This is a genomic window from Hyalangium minutum (assembly GCF_000737315.1).
In the GTDB taxonomy this organism is placed as follows: domain Bacteria; phylum Myxococcota; class Myxococcia; order Myxococcales; family Myxococcaceae; genus Hyalangium; species Hyalangium minutum.
In genome coordinates, this window is sequence record NZ_JMCB01000003.1 from 1,212,074 (window position 1) to 1,229,042 (window position 16,969).

Annotated in this window: 16 protein-coding genes and 1 tRNA gene; all 17 read right to left on the minus strand. The window is 64.6% G+C overall.

All coding sequences use genetic code 11. The annotated features are described in order from the left end of the window. Positions 1 to 10 precede the first annotated feature (10 nt). Positions 11 to 772, minus strand: a complete 762-nt coding sequence (tgl, locus tag DB31_RS11485; protein ID WP_044186068.1) for a social motility TPR repeat lipoprotein Tgl — start codon at positions 770 to 772, stop codon at positions 11 to 13. A 23-nt stretch (positions 773 to 795) separates the two neighbouring features. Next, a complete protein-coding gene (locus DB31_RS11490) occupies positions 796 to 1,260 on the minus strand; it encodes a hypothetical protein (RefSeq protein WP_044186069.1) in 465 nt (154 codons plus the stop codon). A gap of 23 nt (positions 1,261 to 1,283) precedes the next feature. Continuing rightward, complete coding sequence (locus DB31_RS11495) at positions 1,284 to 2,027, minus strand: hypothetical protein (RefSeq protein WP_044186070.1); 744 nt, start codon at positions 2,025 to 2,027, stop codon at positions 1,284 to 1,286. 130 nt (positions 2,028 to 2,157) lie between these two features. Further along, positions 2,158 to 2,889, minus strand: coding sequence for a lytic transglycosylase domain-containing protein (locus DB31_RS11500; protein ID WP_044186071.1), 732 nt, complete (start codon positions 2,887 to 2,889; stop codon positions 2,158 to 2,160). Continuing rightward, positions 2,889 to 3,236: a phasin family protein gene (locus DB31_RS11505; protein WP_044186072.1), complete on the minus strand. Its 348-nt coding sequence runs from the start codon at positions 3,234 to 3,236 to the stop codon at positions 2,889 to 2,891. The genes DB31_RS11500 and DB31_RS11505 overlap by 1 nt, the downstream gene beginning before the upstream one ends. Before the next feature lie 143 nt (positions 3,237 to 3,379). After that, positions 3,380 to 3,805, minus strand: coding sequence for a hypothetical protein (locus DB31_RS11510; RefSeq protein WP_044186073.1), 426 nt, complete (start codon positions 3,803 to 3,805; stop codon positions 3,380 to 3,382). Between the two features lie 170 nt (positions 3,806 to 3,975). Next, positions 3,976 to 8,193, minus strand: coding sequence for a DNA-directed RNA polymerase subunit beta' (rpoC, locus tag DB31_RS11515; RefSeq protein WP_044186369.1), 4,218 nt, complete (start codon positions 8,191 to 8,193; stop codon positions 3,976 to 3,978). 127 nt (positions 8,194 to 8,320) lie between these two features. Then, positions 8,321 to 12,547 carry a DNA-directed RNA polymerase subunit beta gene (rpoB, locus tag DB31_RS11520; RefSeq protein WP_044186074.1) on the minus strand — a complete coding sequence of 1,409 codons (4,227 nt, stop codon included), beginning with the start codon at positions 12,545 to 12,547 and terminating at the stop codon, positions 8,321 to 8,323. Between the two features lie 180 nt (positions 12,548 to 12,727). Then, the gene (gene rplL, locus DB31_RS11525) at positions 12,728 to 13,108 is read right to left on the minus strand and encodes a 50S ribosomal protein L7/L12 (RefSeq protein ID WP_044186075.1); all 381 of its coding nucleotides are present in this window, start codon (positions 13,106 to 13,108) and stop codon (positions 12,728 to 12,730) included. Positions 13,109 to 13,202: 94 nt separating this feature from the next. After that, positions 13,203 to 13,727: a 50S ribosomal protein L10 gene (gene rplJ / locus DB31_RS11530; RefSeq protein ID WP_044186076.1), complete on the minus strand. Its 525-nt coding sequence runs from the start codon at positions 13,725 to 13,727 to the stop codon at positions 13,203 to 13,205. Between the two features lie 384 nt (positions 13,728 to 14,111). Then, entirely contained in the window at positions 14,112 to 14,825 is a 714-nt protein-coding gene (gene rplA / locus DB31_RS11535) for a 50S ribosomal protein L1 (protein ID WP_044186077.1), read from the minus strand. 30 nt (positions 14,826 to 14,855) lie between these two features. Continuing rightward, a complete protein-coding gene (gene rplK, locus DB31_RS11540; RefSeq protein WP_044186078.1) occupies positions 14,856 to 15,302 on the minus strand; it encodes a 50S ribosomal protein L11 in 447 nt (148 codons plus the stop codon). A gap of 95 nt (positions 15,303 to 15,397) precedes the next feature. After that, positions 15,398 to 15,940 carry a transcription termination/antitermination protein NusG gene (nusG, locus tag DB31_RS11545; protein WP_044186079.1) on the minus strand — a complete coding sequence of 181 codons (543 nt, stop codon included), beginning with the start codon at positions 15,938 to 15,940 and terminating at the stop codon, positions 15,398 to 15,400. Further along, positions 15,940 to 16,383, minus strand: a complete 444-nt coding sequence (secE, locus tag DB31_RS11550) for a preprotein translocase subunit SecE (RefSeq protein ID WP_044186080.1) — start codon at positions 16,381 to 16,383, stop codon at positions 15,940 to 15,942. The genes nusG and secE overlap by 1 nt, the downstream gene beginning before the upstream one ends. Positions 16,384 to 16,461: 78 nt before the next feature. Continuing rightward, positions 16,462 to 16,537: transfer RNA gene (locus DB31_RS11555), tRNA-Trp, on the minus strand. Between the two features lie 13 nt (positions 16,538 to 16,550). Further along, positions 16,551 to 16,715: a 50S ribosomal protein L33 gene (rpmG, locus tag DB31_RS11560; RefSeq protein WP_002617522.1), complete on the minus strand. Its 165-nt coding sequence runs from the start codon at positions 16,713 to 16,715 to the stop codon at positions 16,551 to 16,553. Positions 16,716 to 16,808: 93 nt separating this feature from the next. Continuing rightward, the coding region (locus tag DB31_RS46450; RefSeq protein ID WP_476702761.1) for an EF-Tu C-terminal domain-related protein at positions 16,809 to 16,969 on the minus strand (161 nt) is incomplete at its 5' end.

Here is a 16,969-nt window from a genome sequence, read left to right on the forward strand (position 1 = left end):
CCCTGGCGGCCTACAGGTTCTCCCGCAGGCGCTGGCACTCGTCCTTGAGCTGCTTCTGCGACGGTTGGTCGGCCTTGGCCTCGCAGGTCTGCAGGCGCTCACGAGCGGCATCCCCCTGGCCCAGCTTCGCCAGACACACGCCCTCGCGCATGTGGGCATCCGCCACGTCCGGGCACTGCTCGCGGTAGTGGGCGAACTGCTTGCACGCCTCCTCGGTGCTTCCCGTCTGCTCGTAGATGAGGCCCAGGTTCTTGAAGCCCAGGCAGAAGTTCGGGTTGAGCGTCACGGCGGCCTTGATGTTCTCCAGCCCCTTCTCGGTGTCGCCCTTCTTGTAATAGGCCCACCCCATGTTGCCCTGCGCGATGAAGGGCGTGGGATAGAGCATGTCGTTGAGCACCTGCTCGTAGAGCTTGATGGCCTGATCGTACTGGCCCTGGTCCAGGTACACGTTGGCCAGGTTGGAGCGGGCCTCGGAGAACGTCGGCCGGATCTCCAGCGCCTTCTGGTAGTGCTCGATGGCCTCCGCGTGCCGCCGGAACGACAGGTGCAGCAGGATGCCCAGGGCGTTCTGGGCCTCGGCGTTGTCCGGATCAATCTCCACCGCGCGCTGGAACTCGCTCAGCGCCTCCTGGATGTTGCCGGCCTGCTGCGCCTGCACGCCCAGGTTGTAGCGGATTTCGGCGGTCTGCCGCTCCTTCTCGGTGGGGATATGCCTGCAACCGGAGAGCAGAAGCGCGAGCGCCAGGGACGAGACGAGGGAGACACGAACCATGGAGAGAACTCGGGGCGAAGGAATCAGAACGCGGCGAGGAACCGGCCCAGCGTAGCAGCGGCGTTTTTCTTCTCCTCGACCTTCTTCGCGACAGCCGGCACCTGCTTCGGGTCCCGGAAGAACACGGGCAGCGTCTTCAGCAGCTCCTCCTGCGTCGCCTGCGCCATGGAGCGCCAGTTCGAGTTGTCCATCATGAAGCCCATGGACTCCACGAAGGCCAGCGCCTCGGCCTCCTCGCCCAGGTACTCCTCGAAGCTGGTGTTGCGCTTGCCGGAGACGTACACCGCGCACTCGGCGGCCTCGGACAGATACAGGTAGATGAAGGTCGCGAAGCCCGTAGAGCCACGCAGCCCCAGGATGAACGCCTGCGCCGGACCCGCCGGCTTGCCTGGGATGAACAGGTGCGGCGAGTTCAGCGACGTATGGAGCGCGATCACCTGCTCGCGGCTCGCGGGAAGCCCGCGATATCTCTCGTCGATATTGAACAAGGAACCAGCCGCCTCCTCGGGCGCTATCGGGTGGTGAGGGTGAACTCCTCGGAATCGTCCTTCGTATCCGCGGCGGTGCGCTGGAACTTGATGATCGGGTTGTCAATCATCACGTTGTCCCCGCCCACGTTGCCCTCTCCAATGATGACCTTGAAGTAGTGCCGAGGCGAATAACTCTTCCGCTCTCCGGACACCACTTTGTGGGGACTGAGCAGAACGATGTTCTTCCCCGGCTGAAGATGGCGGGTGACCTCCGTGATGATCTGCTCCTCGTTATTCCGGAGTTTCCGGACCCACTTCGAGTTGATGTAGAGGTCGATATCGTACTCCGACATACCCGGGACCGCCTGTTCGGTGACGAGCCAGTAGCGCCGGGTGAGCCTCGGAGGGCCCTCGGAGGCCTCAGCGGGAGGCGGAGTTGCTGGGGCCGCCGGAGCGGTGGAAGGTGTGGGAGCCGGAGCGGTGGAAGGTGTGGGAGCCGGAGCCGCCGGAGGCTGGCCTGCGGGAGCCGGGGGCGGTGTCACAGCCGCGGGGGCAGGAGGCGGAGCCGCGGGAGCAGGAACTGTCTCCATACGGACCGCGTAGCCGACGGCGGTGATGTGGATATCGCCCTTCTCGTCGATGCGGACGGTGGCCTTCTCGAACTTCTGGTTGGTGACCCCATCGATACGGACGCCGTTGAGATACACGGAGGCAGCCAGCGCCGAGGCGGGCGCCATCACGACCGCGAACGTGAGGACAGCGGCGGACAAAATCGAGCGGTACATGCGCTTTTCTCCTGGAAATCCTCAAAGGTCCCAGGAACTTGCAAGCCCATACCGCACCCTGCGGGACCGGACAAGGAGCGCGTACACGTAATGTGAACGCTCCTGACGGTCCGACATTCACCACGAGGGCTCAGGGGGTGGGAGTTTCCTTGCCATCTTCCCTTTGCGCCAGGGCCCAGTCCCCGCCAAGCCCCTGCCCTTCGCGGAAGCGGCGGAAGTCACGCCTCACCAAGCGGGGGTAGCGGCGGAAAGCCTCCAGCTCCCCTTCTTTCAAGGCCTTGCGGATGCGAGTAGGGCCCGCGTTGTAGGCCATGAGCGCCAGATCCAAGTCTCCGCCGAAGCGCTCCTGGAGGTTGCGCAGGTAGCGAATGCCGAGACGCACGCACAGTGCGGGATCCGCCGCCACTTCCTCCCGGGAGAGCCGCAGGCCCTCCTTGCCGGCCAGGAAGTGGAGCGTGCTGGGCTTGATCTGCATCAGCCCGCGAGCCCCCTTCATGGAGATGGCTTCCTCCTCGAAGTCCGACTCCACGTCGATGAGGGCCAGGATCAACAACGGATCATACCCCGTGCGCTGGGCCTCCTCGGCGATGGCCTGGCCGAGCTGCCGGCGCAGCGTCAGTCCCAGGTCCGGGGCCCGCTTGGCCAGCACGGCGTCGATCAGGGCGGCATCATGGGAGGCCGGCTCGGCCACGACAGCCACTGGCACCACGGGTGCCGGTGCAGGCTCGCCCAGGACGGGGATGATGCGAGCGGAGACGACGAGCGCCAGCCCCGCGAGCAACGGCAGCTTCGCGCAGCCAGAACTCAGGGAGTGAAGCCGGGCCAGCCACTGACCGCCCGAGCCCGCCGTGGGCGGGGCCATCACTTCTCGCGCCCCAGGGCGTCGATGCGCTCGGCCAACTTGCTCAGCCGCGCATCGAACTCCTGCAGATCCTCGCGCCGGGGTACCTTCAGCCGCGCGAGCGCGCCCTTCACGGCGACTTCTACCGAGTGCTCCAGGTCCTTGCGGTGGCCCACGAGCTTCTCAGTGAACTCGCGGGCGTGGCGCTTCACCTCTTCCTGGCTCCAGCCGGCCGTGGTGGCCACGCGCTGGAGGGTCCGGTTCACTTCCTCCTCAGCCGTGGAGACGGCGAGCAAGGCCTGGCTCCAGATGCGCTCAAAGGTTTCGGCAACGGGGTGCTTCTCTCGGGGGGCCTCTGGCTTATCCATTCGGTCGCTCCGGGAGTGCCCCCAGGCCGGAAAGACCTGGGACCACGGAAAGATGGCCAGGACGTAATCACAGGCCGGTTACGAAGGGAACGGCCGTTTACAGCCCACCCCTCCCTTCGTTCACTGACAAATGAAGCAGTGTGTCAGGGAGCAGACACTCGGTTCGTGCCCCGCGACGTCACCTTCTTCACCGAGGGTGGCAGGATCTGATCGAGCTTCTTGGACAGGCGGGACAGCTCGCGGTTGAGCTCCTTGACCTGAGCCTGGCTGGCCACGCCCACGGCCTCGACCGCCTTCGTCTGGAAACCATCCAGGCGCTTGCGCAGCTCGGAGCTGACCTGCGTGGCCTTGCGGCCCAGCTCCTTCACCTTCGGGTTCTCCAGGAGTGCGTCCGAGTTGATCTGCCCGAGCAGCTTCTCCACCTCGCGCGCCGGGCCGCGGCTGCGAGCCTTGAGAGTGCGGAGCACCTTGCCCGCCTCGCTCTCAAGTCCCTCGAAGCGCTTCTGCGCGCCCTCGATCTGCTGCTTCACGAACGACTCCAGGTTCCGCCCCATACCGTTGGTCGCCATGTCCTTCTCCTTGTGGGTACTACCGTTGACTGGCGAATCAACTTAACGCAACGCATCATCCGGGTCAAGACAGGCCGACTGATCTGATCGTTGGGCGAAAAAGCAACCGCCGCCCAGGCAGGAAGCCGGGGCGGCGGCGGGTACTTCAGGCGCTCAGGCCGGGAGAGCCGTTAGGCGGCACCCGACGTCTGGGTGCCCTCGGAGCGGGACGCGGGCGCCTGCATGGGCGCCGAGTCTCCGTGAGTGGCGGCCAGAGCGGCCTCCATCTCGTTGACCTCGTCGGTCGGGCTCTCCACCTCGATGTCGAGGTGCTTGTAGTTGGGCAGACCCGTACCGGCGGGGATGAGGCGGCCCATGATGACGTTCTCCTTGAGGCCGCGCAGGTAGTCCACCTTGCCGTTGATGGCGGCCTCGGTGAGCACCTTGGTGGTCTCCTGGAAGGAGGACGCCGAGATGAACGACTCGGTGGAGAGCGAGGCCTTGGTGATGCCGAGCAGCAGCGGCTCACCCACGGCCGGGCGCTTGCCCTCGGCCATGACCTTCTCGTTCTCCTCCTCGAACACCCACTTCTCGACCTGCTCGTCGACCAGGAAGTTGGTGTCGCCCACCTCGGTGACGCGCACCCGGCGCAGCATCTGCCGGACGATCGTCTCGATGTGCTTGTCGTTGATCTTCACGCCCTGCAGCCGGTAGACCTCCTGCACTTCGTCCACCAGGTAGCGCGCGAGCTCCTTCTCGCCGAGCACCTTGAGGATGTCGTGCGGGTTGGCGGCGCCGTCCATGAGCGCCTCGCCGGCCTTCACGCGGTCGCCGGAGTGGACGCTGATGTTCTTGCCCTTGGAGATCAAGTACTCCTTGGCCAGGTCCGTGCGGGGCTCACCGTTCACGTCGGGCGTGATGATGAGCTTGCGCTTGCCCTTGGTGTCCTTGCCGAACGACACCACGCCGTCGATCTCCGCGATCGCCGCCGCGTCCTTCGGCTTACGGGCCTCGAAGAGCTCGGCCACGCGGGGCAGACCGCCCGTGATGTCCTTGGTCTTCGTGGTCTCGCGAGGCACCTTGGCGATGACTTCGCCCGGGTGGATCTCGTCGCCGTCGTTGACGGTGATGATCGAGCCCTGCGGCAGGAAGTAGCTCGCCGGGTTCCTGGAGCTGGGCAGATCCTTCACGTTGCCCTGAGCATCGCGGATGGCGATGCGCGGACGGGCCTCGGGATCCTTGGACTCGATGACGGTGCGACGGCTGAGGCCGGTCACCTCGTCGAGCGCCTCGCTCATCGTCACGCCTTCGATGATGTCATCGTAGCGCACGATACCGCCCACCTCGGTGAGCAGCGGGATGGCGAACGGATCCCACTCGGCCAGGAGGACACCGGCCTCGAGCCGCTGGCCCTCCTTCACGAGGATGCGGGCGCCGTAGATGACCTGGTAGCGCTCGCGCTCGCGGCCGCTGTCGTCCACCACGACGATCTCGCCGTTGCGGTTCATGGCCACCAGGGTGCCGTCGGTCTTCTGGACCGTGATGAGGCCGGCGAACTTCACCGTACCGGCGTAGCGGTTCTCGAGGCTGGACTGCTCCGCGCGCCGCGTCGCCGCACCACCGATGTGGAAGGTGCGCATCGTGAGCTGGGTACCCGGCTCGCCGATGGACTGCGCCGCGATGACGCCCACGGACTCGCCGATGGACACCTTGCGGCCACGGGCCAGATCACGGCCGTAGCACTCCACGCAGATGCCGCGCTTGGCCTGGCAGGTCAGCACCGAGCGGATCTTCACCCGGTCCAGACCACTGTTCTCGATGCGCTTGACGCGATCCTCGTCGATCTCCTCGTTGGCGCGGACCAAGGCCTCGCCGGTGACGGGATCGAGGATGTCATCCAGGGCCACGCGGCCCAGGATGCGCTCACCCAGCGGCTCGATGATCTCGCCGCCCTCCACCAGGGCGCCGATGTAGAGGCCGTCCATGGTGCCGCAGTCGTACTCGTTGATGATGGCGTCCTGCGCCACGTCCACGAGGCGGCGGGTGAGGTAACCGGAGTTGGCCGTCTTGAGCGCCGTGTCCGCCAGACCCTTACGAGCGCCGTGCGTCGAGATGAAGTACTGGAGCACGGAGAGGCCTTCACGGAAGTTGGCCGTGATGGGCGTCTCGATGATTTCGCCGGAGGGCTTGGCCATGAGGCCGCGCATACCGGCCAGCTGGCGGATCTGCTGCGCGGAGCCGCGGGCGCCGGAGTCGGCCATGATGTAGATGGGGTTGAACGACGGCTGCTTGCGCGTCTCGCGCTTGCCGTCCTTGCCCTCACCCGAGGCCTCTTCCTGCGAGATCTGCTGCATCATCTCGGCAGCGACCTTCTCGGTGATCTCGGCCCAGATATCGATGACCTTGTTGTAGCGCTCACCATCGGTGATGAGGCCCTCGAGGTACTGGTTCTCGATCTCGGCCACCTCCTTGCGCGCGAAGTCCAGGAACTCCTGCTTCTTGGCAGGAATGACCATGTCCTTGAGCGCGATGGAGATGCCGGCGCGGGTCGCGTTGGTGTAGCCGAGGCTGCGGACGCGGTCGGCCAGGAGCACCGTCTCCTTCTCACCGGTGAGGCGGTAGCACTGGTCGATCAGCGAGCCGAGCGACTTCTTGTCGAGCACCTTGTTGATGGCGTCGAAGCCGACCTTGCGCGGGACGATGTCCCACAGCAGGACGCGGCCCACCGTGGTCTCCTTGCGCTTGCCGTCGATGCGGCAGGTGATCTTCGCCTGGAGGTGCACCTCGTGGTGGTCGTACGCGGCGCGGACCTCGGCCGGGGACGAGAACACGCGGCCCTCGCCGTGAGCGAACTCACGGGCGCGCGTCATGTAGTAGATGCCGAGCACCATGTCCTGCGTGGGGACGATGATGGGCTTACCGTGCGCGGGGCTGAGGATGTTGTTGGTGGACATCATCAGCACGCGGGCCTCCATCTGAGCCTCGATGGAGAGCGGCACGTGCACGGCCATCTGGTCGCCGTCGAAGTCCGCGTTGAAGGCGGCGCACACCAGCGGGTGAAGCTGGATGGCCTTGCCCTCGATGAGGACGGGCTCGAAGGCCTGCATGCCGAGGCGGTGCAGCGTCGGGGCGCGGTTGAGGAGCACGGGGTGCTCGCGGATCACGTCCTCGAGGATGTCCCACACCTCGGGACGCTCCTTCTCCACCATCTTCTTGGCGCTCTTGATGGTGGTGACGTAGCCCTTCTCTTCGAGCTTGTTGTAGATGAACGGCTTGAAGAGCTCGAGCGCCATGATCTTGGGCAGGCCGCACTGGTGGAGCTTGAGCTCCGGGCCGACCACGATCACGGAGCGGCCGGAGTAGTCCACGCGCTTACCGAGCAGGTTCTGGCGGAACCGGCCCTGCTTGCCCTTGAGCATGTCCGACAGGGACTTCAGCGGCCGCTTGTTCGGGCCGGTGATCGTCTTGCCGCGGCGGCCGTTGTCGAACAGCGCGTCGACGGCCTCCTGGAGCATGCGCTTCTCGTTGCGGATGATGATGTCCGGCGCGTTCAGCTCCTGGAGCCGCTTGAGGCGGTTGTTCCGGTTGATGACGCGGCGGTACAGATCGTTCAGATCGGACGTGGCGAAGCGGCCGCCATCCAGGGGGACCAGCGGACGCAGGTCGGGCGGGATGACGGGGATGACGTCCAGCATCATCCACTCGGGCTTGTTGCCGGAGGCGCGGAAGGCCTCGGCGACCTTGAGGCGCTTGGCGTACTTCTTCCGCTTGGCCTCGCTGTTCGTCTCGCGCATGTCCTTGCGCAGAGCCTCGGACAGCTGCTCCACCTCGATGGACTTGAGCAGCTCGCGGACGGCCTCGCCGCCCATGCCGGCGGTGAACGAGTCCTCACCGTGCTCCTGGTAGAGCCGGTGCATCTTCTCCTCGCTGATGAGCTCGCCCTTGACCAGCGGCGTCGCCTTCGGATCGAGGACGATGTAGCTCTCGCAGTAGAGGACCTTCTCCAGCTCCTTCAGGGTGATGTCGAGCAGGTTGCCGATGCGGCTCGGCAGCGACTTGAGGAACCAGATGTGCGCGACAGGGGTGGCCAGGGTGATGTGGCCCAGGCGCTCACGGCGCACCTTGGACTGGATCACCTCGACGCCGCACTTCTCGCACACGACGCCACGGTGCTTCATGCGCTTGTACTTGCCGCAGTTGCACTCGTAGTCCTTCACGGGCCCGAAGATGCGGGCGCAGAACAGGCCATCCCGCTCCGGCTTGAAGGTGCGGTAGTTGATGGTCTCGGGCTTCTTCACCTCACCGTGAGACCACTGCCGGATCTTGTCCGGCGACGCCAGCGCGATGCGGATGGCGTTGAACGACAGCGGGTCCTTGGGCTTCTCGAAGAAGTTAAAAATGTCCTTCACGTTGCCTCCGAAATCTCTCTCTTGGAGCACCTAGGCGCTCCACCGTTGCGGGCTCGTGCCGCCACTCGGCTGGCAGCCCGCTCCTCAGGGGAGCGGGCGTCCAGCGGGGCGGCCCTCCGACTCCGAATTACGCCTCGGTCCCGGTCTTGCGGTCCTCGCCGTCCCCTCCCCCACCGAAGTCCGCCCCGAACGAGCGCTGGCGCTCGGGCGGCGCGCTCTCGAGCAGCTCCACGTCCAGGGCCAGCGACTGGAGCTCCTTGAGGAGCACGTTGAAGGACTCGGGGAGACCGGACTCCAGGACGTTGTCGCCCTTGACGATGGCCTCGTACATGCGCGTGCGGCCCACCACGTCGTCCGACTTGACCGTGAGGAACTCCTGCAGCGTGTACGCGGCGCCGTAGGCCTCCATCGCCCACACCTCCATCTCTCCCAGACGCTGGCCGCCGAACTGGGCCTTGCCGCCCAGGGGCTGCTGCGTGACGAGGGAGTAAGGCCCGATGGACCGAGCGTGGATCTTCTCGTCCACCAGGTGGTGCAGCTTCAGGATGTACATCACGCCCACGGTGACGTTCTGGTCGAACGGCTCACCGGTGCGGCCATCGAAGAGCACCATCTGGCCGGTGCGAGGCAGACGCGCCTCGTCGAACAGCGAGTGGATCTCCGTCTCGCGCGCGCCATCGAACACCGGCGTGGCGACATGGATGCCCTTCTTGAGCCGCTGGCAGAGGATCTTCACCTCGTCATCCGGCAGCGTGTCCACGAAGTCGCCGAAGGCCTTGTCGTCGTAGACGACCTTCAGCTGCTTCTTGAGGTTCTCGCCCGAGTAGTTCTCGTCGATGTAGCGCTGGAGCTGCTCGCCCACGCCCTTGGCCGCCCAGCCCAGGTGCGTCTCGAGGATCTGCCCGATGTTCATGCGGCTGGGCACGCCGAGCGGGTTGAGGACGATGTCCACCGGACGGCCGTCCTCCAGGTACGGCAGGTCCTCCTCGGGGAGGATGCGGGACACCACACCCTTGTTCCCGTGGCGGCCGGCCATCTTGTCGCCCACGGCGAGCTTGCGCTTGATGGCGACGTACACCTTCACCATCTTGATGACGCCTGGCGGGAGCTCATCGCCCTTCTTGATGCGGGCGATCTTCTCACCGAACGCGAGCTTCACCGCCTCCTTGGTCTCCTCGAGGTTCTTGAGGATGTCGCGGATGCGGCCATCGAGCGGGTCGCCGACGGAGATCTCGGCCCAGTACTTGTACGGAACCGTGGCGAGGAGCTCGTCGTTGAGGATGTCCCCCTTCTTCAGGAGGATCTTGCCCTTGTCGTCCACGAGCTTGCCCTGGGCCTCCTTGGTCCGGAGCAGCGCGCGGATGCGGTTGTAAGCGCTGTCCTGGAGGACCTTGATCTCGTCGTTCTGGTCCTTGAGGAGCTTGGCCTCTTCGGCGGACTCGATCTGCTTGGCGCGCTCGTCCTTCTCGACGCCCTTGCGGCTGAACACCTTGGCGTTGATGACGGTGCCAACCACGCCCGGGGGCACGCGCAGGGAGCTGTCGCGCACGTCGCCGGCCTTCTCGCCGAAGATGGCGCGGAGCAGCTTCTCCTCGGGAGAGAGCTGGGTCTCACCCTTCGGAGTGATCTTGCCCACCAGCACGTCACCGGGCTTCACCTCGGCGCCGATGCGGATGATGCCGCTCTCGTCGAGGTCCTTGAGGGCCTCCTCACCCACGTTCGGGATGTCGCGGGTGATCTCCTCCTTACCGAGCTTGGTGTCGCGCGCGATGCACTCGAACTCCTCGATGTGGATGGACGTGAAGATGTCCTCCTTGAGGATGCGCTCGCTGATGAGGATGGAGTCCTCGAAGTTGTAGCCCTGCCACGGCATGAACGCGACGACCACGTTCTGGCCGAGCGCCAGCTCACCGGTCTCGGTGGCCGGACCATCCGCGATCACGTCGCCCTTCCTCACCTTGTCGCCCTTGCGGACGATGGGCTTCTGGTTGAGGCACGTGTTCTGGTTGGAGCGCTGGTACTTGAGCAGGTTGTAGATGTCCACCTCGGAGGACACGTCGCTCAGGTTCGCGGGAGTCTCCGCCTTGACGACGATGCGGCTGGCGTCCACGGACTCCACGATGCCATCGCGCCGGGCCACGCAGGTGACGCCGGAGTCGCGGGCCACAATGGCCTCGATGCCGGTGCCCACGAGCGGAGCGGCGGTGCGCAGCAGCGGAACGGCCTGACGCTGCATGTTGGAGCCCATGAGCGCGCGGTTCGCGTCGTCGTTCTCGAGGAACGGGATGAGCGAGGCGGCCACGGACACCAGCTGGTTCGGGGACACGTCCATCAGGTCCACGTCCTCGGCCTTGGCCTGGACGAACTCACCACCGCGGCGAGAGGACACGAGGGGGTTGAGGAACTTGCCCTTCTTGTCAGTCTCCGCGTTGGCCTGGCCGATGGTGTGCTTCTCCTCCTCGAGCGCGGAGTAGAAGGCCACGTCCGCGGTCACCGAGCCCGCCTCGACCTTGCGGTACGGCGTCTCTACGAAGCCGAACTCGTTGACGCGGGCATAGGTGGACAGCGACGCGATGAGGCCGATGTTCGGACCTTCTGGCGTCTCGATGGGGCAGATGCGGCCGTAGTGCGTCGGGTGCACGTCGCGCACCTCGAAGCCCGCACGCTCGCGGGTGAGGCCGCCGGGCCCGAGGGCGGACAGACGCCGCTTGTGCGTCACCTCGGACAGGGGGTTCGTCTGGTCCATGAACTGGGACAGCTGGCTGGACCCGAAGAACTCCTTGATCACCGCCGTGACAGGCTTGGCGTTGATCAGGTCGTGCGGCATGAGCGTCTCGATCTCCTGGAGGCTCATGCGCTCCTTGATGGCGCGCTCCATGCGGACCAGACCGATGCGGTACTGGTTCTCGAGCAGCTCGCCCACCGCGCGGACGCGGCGGTTGCCGAGGTGGTCGATGTCGTCAATCGTCCCCTTGCCGTTCTTGAGGTCCACTAGGTAGCGGATGACCTCGAGGATGTCGCGCTTGGTGAGGATCTGCCCGTCGAGCGGCTCCTCGAGGCTGAACTTGAAGTTCAGCTTGAGGCGGCCGACCTTGGACAGGTCGTAGCGCTCGGGATTGAAGAACAGGTTGCTGAAGAGGTTGGTGGCCGTCTCCGGTGTCGGAGGATCGCCCGGACGCAGGCGGCGGTAGATCTCCATGATCGCCTGCTCAGGGGTCTCGATCTTGTCCATCATCAGCGTCTCACGCAGGTACGGACCCACGTTGAGGTTGTCGATGAACAGGACCTTGAACTCCTTGATGTCGCGCTTGAGGAGATCGTCCACCTTCTCCTGGCTGACCTCCTCGTTGCACTCGAGGATGACCTCGCCGGTGTTCTCGTCCACCACGTCGTAGGCGGACACCTTGGTGAAGAGCTCGTCCGAGTCGATAGGGAGCGTCTTCATCTTGGCCGCCTCAAGCTTCTTGATGGCGGCGCGGGTGAACTTGCGGTTCTTCTTGACGATCAGGTCGCCCGTCTTCGTCTTGATGTCCCGCGTGGCACGCTGACCGGGCAGCAGCTCGAGCTCGACGGACTTCTCGAACTCGGTGCCGCTCTGCAGGTAGATGGTCTCGGTCGCGTAGTAGTAGTTCAGGATCTCCTCGGTGGAGCCCTTGAACTCGAGTGGGTTCTTCTTGGCGGTATCGCCCACGGCGCCCAGCGCGCGGATCAGCACCGTGGCCGGCAGCTTGCGGCGCCGGTCGATGCGCACGTACAGCAGGTCCTTGTGGTCGAACTCGAAGTCGATCCACGAGCCGCGGTACGGAATGATGCGGGCGTTGTAGAGCAGCTTGCCAGACGAGTGGCTCTTGCCCTTGTCGTGGTCGAAGAAGGCGCCAGGGCTGCGGTGCAGCTGGCTGACGACCACGCGCTCGGTCCCGTTGATGATGAAGGTGCCGTTCTGGGTCATCAGCGGGATTTCGCCGAAATAGACCTCCTGCTCCTTCACATCGCGGATGGACTGGGCGCCGGTCTCCTCGTCCTTATCCCAGACAACCAGGCGGACGACGACCTTGATGGGCGCGGAGTACGTCATACCGCGCTGGTGGCACTCATCGACGTCGTACTTCGGCTTCTCCAGATGGTAGCTGACGAACTCCAGCGAGGAAGTCTCGTTGAAGTCGCGGATCGGGAACACCGACTTGAACACACCCTGAAGACCGATGTCCTCGCGCTTCTCCGGGGCGATATCGGCCTGGAGGAACTTCTCGTAGGATTGCTTCTGGATGTTGATGAGATTGGGAATGTCGATGATCTTCGCGATCTTGGCGAAGGTCTTCCGCACGCGGAAGTTGTTCTGGATCTGCGTCGGCATTCGTTCTCCGGGGACGGGCACTGCTCGGACGGGCAAACTTCAGTAACGCTCGGAAGCGTCGGGAAATTTGGAATCTTCAAATGGGCAAAGCCGGTACCCCCTCCAAGGGAGCACCGGCCTGCTCATCCGATCAGGTAGGCGCCGAGGAAACTTCCCAAACCCAGCGCCTCCCGAGGGGAACTACTTGACCTCGACGGTCGCGCCAGCGGCGGTGAGCTGCTCCTTGATCTTCTTGGCGTCGTCCTTGTTGACGCCCTCCTTGACCGTCTTGGGAGCGCCCTCGACCAGGTCCTTGGCCTCCTTCAGGCCCAGGCCGGTGATCGCGCGGATCTCCTTGATGACGTTGATCTTGTTGGCGCCCGCGTTGGCCAGGACGACGGTGAACTCCGTCTTCTCCTCGACCGGAGCGGCGGCGGCGGCACCGGCGGCCGGGCCAGCGGCGACGGCGACGGCGGCGGCGGAGACGCCCCACTTCTTCTCGAGCTCCTTCACCAGGTTCGCCGCCTCCATGACGGTGAGCTGGGAGAGCTGGTCAATCAGCGCGTTGATGTCTGCAGCCATTGTGGATTCTTCCTTCTCAGTTCATCTAACCGGCGGACGCTCCTAAGGAGAGAAAAGGCCGGTGGGTTGGTAGTGGTACGGCTTCTCGAAACGGTTACTTGGACTCGCCCGCCTTGTCGGCGTTGGCCTGGAGCACCCGCGCCAACTGCTGACCGGGGGCTGCCAGCGTCCGGACCAGCTTGCCCGCCGGCTGGGTCAGCATCCCCAGCAGCTGAGCACGCAGTTCCGGCAGACCCGGCATCTTCGCCAGAGCCTTCACGCCCTCGACGTCGATCTTGCGACCCTGAACCACCGCGCTCCGGATCTTGATCGTCTCCAAGTCCTTGATGAACTCGGTGAGGATCTTCGCCGGGGCCGCCACGTCCTCGTAGCTGATGGCCAGCGCCACCGGGCCCTTGAAGTCGTCGGAGATAACCTCCACCGACGTCCCCTTGGCCGCCCGCTTGGCAAGCGTGTTCTTGATGACCTTGTACTCGACCTTGCTCTCACGGAACTTCTTGCGGAGCTTCGTCACGGTCTCCACGTCCAGCTTGGAGAACTCGGCGACGATGGCGGTCTGAGCCTTCTGAAACTTCTCAGAGAGCTCCTTGATCAGTTCTTCCTTCTCGCTCTTCTGCACCTTGACTCACCTCCTCACTGTGCCCACCTATCGGGGGGCCTTGATGCCTGGGCCAAAGCGGCAGAGCGAGAGGAGCCTTCGAGAGGCACCACACCGCACCTCCAAGTCTCGGCAGGGCTGGCCTTGCGGCCGTTTGAACCGGGAGAGACCACTGCACCTTCCGACCGGTTGGCCGGTTGCCAACGGAGGGTGCACCGTCTCACCGGTCCCTGCTGTCTGGGACCAGGGTTGGACACCCCGTCTAATGACGTGGCGCCCGAATTGCAAAAGCCGGGGGCCTATACCCCCGGCTTCAGCAAAGATCCAGTCTTTTCTAAACGAAAATTGTACGGCTGCCGACAGACGGACCTAGCTGGTCCGCCCGCCGGGCCGATTGCTCACCGGTTAGCGGTGCCGGGCGAGGATCTCGTTGGTGTCGATCTTGATGCCAGGCCCCATGGTGGTGGAGACGGCAATGCCCTTCAGATAGACGCCCTTGGCGGTGGCCGGCTTGAGCTTCATGACCAGGTCCACCAGGGTGTTGAAGTTGGCCTCGAGCTTGTCGGCCGGGAACGAAGACTTGCCCATCTTCACATGGACAATGCCCGCCTTCTCGGCGCGGAACTCCACCTTACCGCCCTTGGCGTCGGCGACGGCCTTCTTCACGTCCATCGTCACCGTGCCCACCTTCGGGTTGGGCATGAGGCCGCGGGGACCCAGCACCTTACCGAGCCGGCCGACCACGCCCATCATGTCCGGGGTCGCGATGACGGTATCGAAGTCGAGGAAGCCTCCCTCGATGCGCTTGGCGAGATCATCAGCGCCAACGACGTCCGCGCCGGAGGCCTCGGCCTCGGAAGCCTTCTCGCCCTTGGCGAACACGGCCACGCGCACGGTGGCGCCGGTGCCATGCGGGAGCACCACAGCGCCACGAACCATCTGGTCCGCGTGCTTGGGGTCCACGCCCAGGTTGATGGCGACGTCCACCGTCTGGTCGAACTTGGTGGCGCGCGCGTCGACGGTCTTCTTCAGGAGCTGGAAGCCCTCGGCGATGGTGTAGCGCTTGTTGCGGTCCACGAGGGCGGAGGCCGCGGCGAACTTCTTGGCAATCTTCGGCATGACAGAAATCCTTTTAGAAGAGGGCGTCGGTTAGCCGACGACGTCGATACCCATGGAGCGCGCGGTGCCGGCGATGGTGTTCATGCACGCCTCGAGCGAGGCCGCGGTGGTGTCCTGGATCTTCTTCTTGGCGATCTCCTCGAGCTGCTTCCGGGTGATCTGGCCCACCTTCTCCTTGCCCGGCTTCTTGGCGCCCGAGCCCTTCTTCTTCTCGGTGTGCAGGCCAGCAGCCTTCTTGATGAGGATCGCGGCCGGAGGCGTCTTCAGGATGAAGGTGAAGGAGCGGTCCTGATACACGGTGATGATCACCGGGATGATCAGGCCCTCCTTGGCCTCCGCCTGGGTCTTGGCGTTGAACTGCTTGCAGAACTCCATGATGTTCACGCCCTGCTGACCGAGCGCGGGGCCGATCGGCGGAGCGGGGTTCGCCTTACCGGCGGGAATCTGCAGCTTGACCTGTCCTGTGACCTTCTTCATGAGCTGGCAACAGCCTTTCAAGTGGGTGGTTCGAGCGGGCCTTTGACGAGGGCCCTCCCACCCAGAGTTCCGCGGCTACACACCGCGGAAGGGGGTTAGCCGGTGGTCTTCTCCACCTGCATGAAATCGAGTTCCACGGGGGTGGCACGGCCGAAGATGCTCACGAGCACCTTCACGCGGCCCTTCTCCGGGTTGACCTCTTCCACCGTGCCGTTGAAGTTGGCGAACGGCCCGTCGATGACGCGCACGGTGTCCCCATCCTCGAACTGCACCTTGGGCTTCGGCTTGAGGGTGCCCTCGGAGATCTGCGAGGTCAGCCGGGCCACCTCGGCGTCCGAGATGGGCGTCGGCTGCTGGTTCTGCGCGGCGCCCGGGAACCCGGTGATCTTGGGGGTGTTCTTCACCAGGTGCCAAGTGCGGTCATTGAGCTCCATCTGGACGAAGATGTAGCCCGGGAAGAACTTGCGCTTGGAGGTCTTCTTCTCGCCCTTCACCATCTCGACGACCTGCTCCATCGGGATGAGGATCTCCCCGAACTGGTCCTGCAGGCCCTCGAGGCGGATCTTCTCTTCCAGGCTCTTCTTCGCCTGGTTCTCGAAGTTCGAGTAGGTGTGGACGACGTACCATTTCATCGCCATTACAGCTTCCCCCACACAGCCGGCAGCCAATCCACCATCAACTTGTAGGCGATGGTGTCGATGAAGAAGAGGATGATGGCTGCCACCACCGAGGCGACGATCACAGCCACGGTCGAAGCGCGGGTCTCCGACCAAGAGGGCCAGGTCACCTTCATGAGCTCACTGGCGATGTCGATCGACACCGCGTGGGCCTTCGGTTGGAACCAGACCAAGAGCGCCAAGCCCAGGGCCAGCAGGTAGCCGACCAGGGTAGAGACCTGCCAGTCGACGCCCTCGACGAGGATCGGGTCTCCCCAGCCAAAGCGGGCCCAGATCAGGCCCAGGACGTGCTCGAAAAAGAGCGCGGTGACGATGCCGGCCAGGAGCAGAAAGATGACCACCAGCCGCTTCGGGTCCATCGCCGAGCGGTTTGCCTGCTGGCTGGCTTCAGATGCCGTCGCCATGATGCCTCACGGGGTGCTGCGGAAAAGGCAGGGACCCCCGGTACCTTCAGGCATCGGGGGCCCCGCTCTCGGATGAATTGGCAGGCCAGGAGGGATTCGAACCCCCAACACGCGGTTTTGGAGACCGCTGCTCTACCGTTGGAGCTACTGGCCTAAAATCTCAGCGACTAGACCTTACCTTCTTTGTGGTCCGTGTGCTTGCGGCAGCGAGGGCAGAACTTGCTCAGCTCCAGCTTGTCCTGGCTCTTCCGCTTGTTCTTCGTGGTCGTGTAGTTGCGCTCTTTGCAGGTGGTGCACTCGAGCGAAATGATGCTGCGGTTACCCTTCGGCATGACCTGAACTCTTTATACGGCAAGAGGGGAAGGTCGCCCAATCGACCCTCCCCCCGGCACCGAAGTGCCTGTGTGGAACCTGAGACTGGCTGCTTACTCGATGACCTCGGCCACAACGCCGGAGCCCACCGTACGGCCACCCTCGCGAACCGCGAAGCGCAGCTGCGCCTCCATGGCCACAGGGGTGATGAGCTCCACCTCGATGGCGATGTTGTCGCCCGGCATCACCATCTCCACGTTCTCCGGCAGCTTCA